Source organism: Acidovorax sp., from assembly GCF_022763525.1.
GTDB lineage: Bacteria > Pseudomonadota > Gammaproteobacteria > Burkholderiales > Burkholderiaceae_C > Acidovorax.
Genome location: NZ_JALEGG010000002.1, coordinates 1 through 5,883 on the forward strand (window position 1 = coordinate 1; position 5,883 = coordinate 5,883).

Sequence of the window (5,883 nt, forward strand, 5' to 3'; positions counted from 1 at the left end):
ACCGCACTGCAGAGCATGAACCACGAGCAGCTGGAGGCCGCGCGCATGGACGGCGCCAACTACCTGCAGCAGCTGCGCTACCTGTACGTGCCGCATCTGGCGCGCTCGGTGGCGGTGGTGGTGATGATCGAGCTGATCTTTTTGCTCAGCATCTTTGCCGAGATCTACACCACCACGGCCGGCGGGCCGGGCGATGCCAGCACCAACGTCACCTTTTTGATCTTCAAGCAGGCGCTGCTCAACTTCGACGCCGGCGTCGCTTCGGCCGGGGCGCTGTTTGCGGTGGTGCTGGCCAACGTCGCAGCGGTGTTCCTGATCCGCATGGTCGGCAAGAACCTCGACAAGTAAGGCAAGCAAGCTCATGACCGCACGACGCCGTTCCAAATTTCCGCTGGGCCTGCTGGCCCTGCGCACTGCCGTGGCCTGGGGCGTGGCCCTGCTGCTGGTGTTTCCGCTGGCCTGGCTGTTCCTCACGGCCTTCAAGACTGAGCTGCAGGCCATTGCCGTGCCCCCGCTGTTTGTCTTCACGCCCACGCTGGAGAATTTTCACGAGGTGCAAGAGCGCAGCGATTACCTGCTCTACGCCAAGAACTCGGTCATCACCAGCGTGCTGTCCACCCTGGTGGGCCTGATGCTCGCCGCCCCTGCGGCCTACGCCATGGCTTTCTTCAAGGGCAAGCACACCAAGGACATCCTCATGTGGATGCTCTCCACCAAGATGATGCCGGCCGTAGGCGCGCTGGTGCCCATCTACGTGCTGGCGCAAAAGAGCCACCTGCTGGACACGCAGCTTGCGCTCATCATCGTGTTCGCGCTGTCCAACCTGCCCATCATGGTCTGGATGCTGTATTCGCACTTCAAGGACATCCCGCACGAGATCCTGGAAGCCGCGCGCATGGACGGCGCCACGTTGTGGCAGGAGGTGCGCCTGGTGCTGCTGCCGCTGGGCATGGGGGGCCTCGCATCCACCGGGCTCTTGTGCCTGGTGCTGTCGTGGAACGAAGCCTTCTGGAGCCTGAACCTGAGCGCCGCCAAGGCGGGCACGTTGGCCACGCTCATCGCGTCGTACTCCAGCCCCGAGGGCCTGTTCTGGGCCAAGTTGTCGGCGGCATCGCTCATGGCCATTGCGCCCATCGTCGTGTTCGGCTGGTTCAGCCAGAAGCAGCTCGTCCAAGGTCTCACGTTCGGCGCGGTCAAGTAAAGCGCAGCGTTCATTCTCCAGATTTCAAGCATTCAGGAACCCGATTCCATGGCCTACCTACAACTGCGCGGCATCGAGAAATTCTTCGGCGAGCACCGCGCCATCAAGGGCATCGACCTCACCATCGAGCAGGGCGAGTTCATCGTCTTCGTCGGACCTTCGGGGTGTGGCAAGTCCACCTTGCTGCGGCTGATCGCGGGGCTCGAAAGCATCGACGGCGGCACGCTGATGCTGGATGGCCGCGACATCACTGACCAGCCCTCCAGCAAGCGCGACCTGGCCATGGTGTTCCAGAGCTACGCGCTGTACCCCCATATGAGCGTGTACGAGAACATGAGCTTCGCGCTCAAGCTCGCCAAGGTGGACAAGCAGGTCATCGACGAGAAGGTGCAGAACGCCGCGCGCATCCTCAACCTCACGCAGTACCTGCAGCGCACGCCCAAGGAGCTGTCGGGCGGCCAGCGCCAGCGCGTGGCCATCGGCCGCGCCATCGTGCGCGCGCCCAAGGTGTTCCTGTTTGACGAGCCACTGTCCAACCTCGACGCGGCGCTGCGCGGCCAGACCCGCGTGGAGATTGCCAAGCTGCACCGCGACCTGGGCGCCACCACCATCTACGTGACGCACGACCAGGTGGAGGCCATGACGCTGGCCGACCGCGTGGTGGTGCTGCGCGACGGACAGATCGAGCAGGTGGGCTCGCCCCTGGAGCTGTACGACCGGCCCGCCAACCAGTTCGTGGCCCAGTTCATCGGCACGCCGCAGATGAACGTGGTGCCCTATGCGCAGCTGCCCGCACCTGTGCAGCAGCTCGCGCCCCAGGCCGCCACGGGCGGTGCCGTGGGCCTGCGGCCCGAATGCGTGGCCGTGCGGGCAGGCGCACCGGTGGGGCAGGGCGGGGTGGCCTCTGGCCAGGTCGAGCTGGTCGAGGCGCTGGGCGCGGAAACGCTGATCTATGTGCGCACCACGCAGGGTGCCCAGGTGGTGGCCCGCCAGAGCGAGCGCACGGGCCTGCAGGCAGGCGACGCCGTGGCGCTGGACATCGCGGCCGAGCACGCCCATTGGTTCGACAGCGCCGGCCGCGTGGTGGCACCGGCCGTTGCTGCCGCCGCCTGATCGCACTTGCCCTGCGCCGCTATTTCCGATTGCACCTTTTCCATGACTGCTGAATCCTCTGCATCCCCTCTCACCATCCTGCACCTCGGGCTGGGTTCTTTCCACCGCGCGCACCAGGCGGTCTACCTGCACCAGCTGCACGCGCTGGGCGACACGCGCTGGGTGCTGGCTGGCGGCAACCTGCGCCCCGACATGCAGGACACGATCGCCGCGCTGCAGGCCCAGGGCGGCGCCTACACCCTGGAAACCGTCACCGCCCAGGGCGAGCGCAGCTACACCTGGGTGGAGTCCATCCGCACCGTGGTGCCCTACACGCCGGGTCTGGCGGGGCTGGTGGCCCTGGCGGTGCAGCCCGGCACGCGCATCATTTCCTTTACCGTGACCGAGGCGGGCTACTACCTGGACAGCCGCCACCAGCTGGACTGGGCCAACGCGCCCGACCTGGCAGGCGACCTGGAGGCCTTGCGCGCAGGCCGCGCGGGCAGCACGTTGTACGGTGCGCTCACCACCTTGCTGCGCGCGCGCCAGCAGGCAGGGGCCGGACCGGTGACCCTGCTCAACTGCGACAACCTGCGCCACAACGGCGGCCGCATGCGCAGTGGCTTGCTGCAGTTTGTGCAGGCCCTCGGCGACGCCGAGCTGGGCGCCTGGATCGAAGACCACACCACCAGCCCCAACGCCATGGTGGACCGCATCACCCCCCGCCCCACGCCCGACGTGGTGCAGCGCGTGCAAGCCGCCACGGGCCGCACCGACCCGGCCGCGCTGATGGGCGAGAGCTTCATCCAGTGGGTGATCGAAGACCGCTTTGCCAATGGCCGCCCCGCGTGGGAGCGCGTGGGCGTGGAGCTGGTGGATTCCGTCGCCCCCTACGAGGAAGCCAAGATCCGCCTGCTCAACGCCACCCACAGCTGCATTGCCTGGGCCGGCACGCTGGTGGGCTACCAGTACATCCACGAAGGCACGCATGACCCTGCCATCCGCCAGATGGCGTTTGACTACGTGACCGCCGACACCATCCCCGTGCTGCAGCCGAGCCCTATCGACCTGTCCGCCTACCGTGACGTGGTGCTGGAGCGTTTTGGCAACCCGGCCATCGCCGACACCAACCAGCGCGTGGCCATGGACGGTTTCAGCAAGATCCCGGGTTTCATCGCGCCCACCGTGCGCGAGCGGCTGGCGCGCGGCGAGGGCATCGCCAGCGTGGCTGTGCTGCCTGCGCTGTTCCTGGCCTACTTGCAGCGCTGGCATGCCGGGCAGATCCCCTATACCTACCAGGATCAGGCCATGGATCCCGCCGCCGCCCACGCCATCTGCGAAGCCGCCGACCCCGTGGCTGCGTTCGCGGCCGACCGTGTGCTGTGGGGCGACCTGGCGGGCGATGCGCGCCTGGTGAAGGCACTGCGCGAGGCTGCGGCACAGGTGGCGCAGTTCGTGGCCAGCCACCCCGGCGCATCCGCGCGGCGCGCCTCTGCACAACAATAAGGCCCTGTCCACGACGCGCAGCCAACCATCGCGCAAGGAGCCACTGCCATGTCCTCCGCTCACGCACTGCCGCGCCAGACTAAGCCAGAGCTGGAGCACGCGTTCTCGCGCTCGCCCGAGCTGGGCTACGAGCCGCCGGAGACGGCGGGCTTCATCCGCTGCCTGTCGCACGGCTTTCCCACGCCGCTGGCGCGCTGGCACTACCACGACGAGTACGAGCTGCACCTCATCACCGCCACGTCGGGCAAGGTGTTCGTGGGCGACTGGATCGGCCAGTTCGGCCCCGGCCAGCTGGTGCTGACCGGCCCGCGCCTGCCGCACAACTGGATCAGCATGGACCTGCCCGAAGGCGGCGTGCCGTTGCGCGACCTGGTGATCCAGTTCCCCCACGCACCGCTGGCCGCCAGCAGCGAAGGCATCCCCGAGCTGCGCGAGGTGCTGCCCCTGCTGGAGCGCGCACGCCACGGCATCGAGTTCTTCGGTCTGCATGAAAAGGCGCAAGCGCACTGGTACCGCATCAAGGAGCTGCAGGGCCTGGCGCGCTTTGGCGCCTTCTGCGAGCTGATGGGCGAGCTGGCCCGCTGCACCGACTACCGGCTCCTGTCCAGCACCCAGCTGCAAAGCGAGGACAGCGACGCGCAGCTCGCGCAGATCAACGCCATCGTGAGCCGCATCACCGACCACCTGGCCGAGCCCTTGTCCGCCGCCGACCTGGCGCAGGAGCTGGACATGACCGAGAGCCGCTTCTCGCGCTTCTTCCGCCGCGCCACCGGCAACACCTTCACCGACTTCGTGAACCTGGTGCGCGTGAACCGCGCCTGCCAGCTGCTGATGGAGACCGACCGCTACATCACCGACATTGCCTACGACGTGGGCTTCAACAACATGGCCAACTTCAACCGCCGGTTTCTGGACATCAAGGGCATGACGCCCAGCGAATACCGCAAGCAGGGCGTGGGCCGGTTTGGCAAGCTGTGAGGTGAACTTAATCGCCTGCCCCCATTGCGCAATGGCAGGTGCGTGCAGGTCCGTTCAACCACCCGTTCGGGCCGAGCCCTTCGAAGCCGGGGCGCAGCAAGTCCATCACAGCCCGCAATCCGAACCGGCTTTGGCCCCTCCTCGTCCTCCAACACCATGACCACTACTGTCCCCTCAACCTCTCCCTCCACACTGCAGGCCGCCGTGGCAGGGGAGGCCCTCATCGACCTCATTCGCCGCCCCGACGGCAGCTACCTGCCGTGCCTGGGCGGCGCGCTCTACAACCTGTGCCGCGCGCTGGCCCGGCAGGGCGTGGGCACGCAGTACCTCAACCCCTTGTCGCGCGATCGCTTCGGACGCGAGCTCGCCGCGCAACTCGCGTCCGACGGCGTGCACCTGACCCATCCCGAGCCCGTGCAGCAGGTCACCTCGCTCGCCGTGGTCAACCTGAACGCCCACGGCCACCCCGACTACGCCTTCTACCGCGACGGCGTGGCCGACCGCGCCGTTTCCGCCCAAGGCCTGACAGACGCCTGCGCGGCCCTGCCCGCACTGCAGCTCGTCTGCACCGGCGCCCTGGCACTGGACGAACGCGACACGGCCATCTACCTGCCCTGGCTTGCCGCCCAGCGCTCGGCGGGCCGCTGCGTGGTCGTGGACGCCAATCTGCGCCCCTCCGTCATGCCCGATCTGGCTGCCTACCGCACCACCGTGCACGCCGCGCTGGACCACGCCCACATCATCAAGGCCAGCGACGAAGACCTGGACCACCTGGCTGTGCCTGGCAACGATGCCGTGGCCCGCGCCCGCCACCTGCTGGCCTCCCATCCGCAAGCGCACCTGCTGGCTCTCACGCTCGGCGCCGAAGGGGCTTGGCTGCTGCACCGCAATGGCGCGCAGTGTTTTGCCAAGGAAGCTCAGCCTTTGCCGGTGGTGGATACCGTCGGTGCGGGCGACAGCTTTCTGGCGGGGCTTCTGGCGCACCTGCTGCGGCAAGCGCAAGCTCCCATGCAGGTCGTGTGCGCACATGGTTTTGCGGCGTTCGTTGAAGCATTGCCTGCCCAGGCCTGCGCGCAGGCCCTGGGCCACGCGCTGGCCAGCGCGAG

General features: G+C 67.7%; 6 protein-coding genes. All 6 read left to right on the forward strand.

Annotated elements, in window-relative coordinates:
* Window positions 1-348 (forward strand): ABC transporter permease subunit (locus tag MRY84_RS00035; protein WP_291503730.1); only part of this gene is annotated, 348 nt, incomplete at its 5' end.
* Window positions 349-361: 13 nt separating this feature from the next.
* Window positions 362-1,201, forward strand: a complete 840-nt coding sequence (locus MRY84_RS00040) for a carbohydrate ABC transporter permease (protein WP_142147062.1) — start codon at window positions 362-364, stop codon at window positions 1,199-1,201.
* A gap of 48 nt (window positions 1,202-1,249) precedes the next feature.
* Entirely contained in the window at window positions 1,250-2,314 is a 1,065-nt protein-coding gene (locus tag MRY84_RS00045) for an ABC transporter ATP-binding protein (protein WP_291503731.1), read from the forward strand.
* A 42-nt stretch (window positions 2,315-2,356) separates the two neighbouring features.
* Window positions 2,357-3,799: a D-arabinitol 4-dehydrogenase gene (gene dalD / locus MRY84_RS00050; RefSeq protein ID WP_291503732.1), complete on the forward strand. Its 1,443-nt coding sequence runs from the start codon at window positions 2,357-2,359 to the stop codon at window positions 3,797-3,799.
* A gap of 48 nt (window positions 3,800-3,847) precedes the next feature.
* Entirely contained in the window at window positions 3,848-4,777 is a 930-nt protein-coding gene (locus tag MRY84_RS00055; RefSeq protein WP_291503733.1) for an AraC family transcriptional regulator, read from the forward strand.
* Window positions 4,778-4,933: 156 nt separating this feature from the next.
* A partial coding sequence (locus tag MRY84_RS00060) for a PfkB family carbohydrate kinase (protein ID WP_291503734.1) occupies window positions 4,934-5,883 on the forward strand: 950 nt, incomplete at its 3' end.

Excerpts from the sequence above, each read along its gene's own strand:
- dalD (WP_291503732.1), top strand. The coding sequence starts at position 2,357 with ATGACTGCTGAATCCTCTGCATCCCCTCTCACCATCCTGCACCTCGGG.
- MRY84_RS00045 (WP_291503731.1), top strand. The coding sequence starts at position 1,250 with ATGGCCTACCTACAACTGCGCGGCATCGAGAAATTCTTCGGCGAGCAC.
- MRY84_RS00040 (WP_142147062.1), top strand. The coding sequence starts at position 362 with ATGACCGCACGACGCCGTTCCAAATTTCCGCTGGGCCTGCTGGCCCTG.
- MRY84_RS00055 (WP_291503733.1), top strand. The coding sequence starts at position 3,848 with ATGTCCTCCGCTCACGCACTGCCGCGCCAGACTAAGCCAGAGCTGGAG.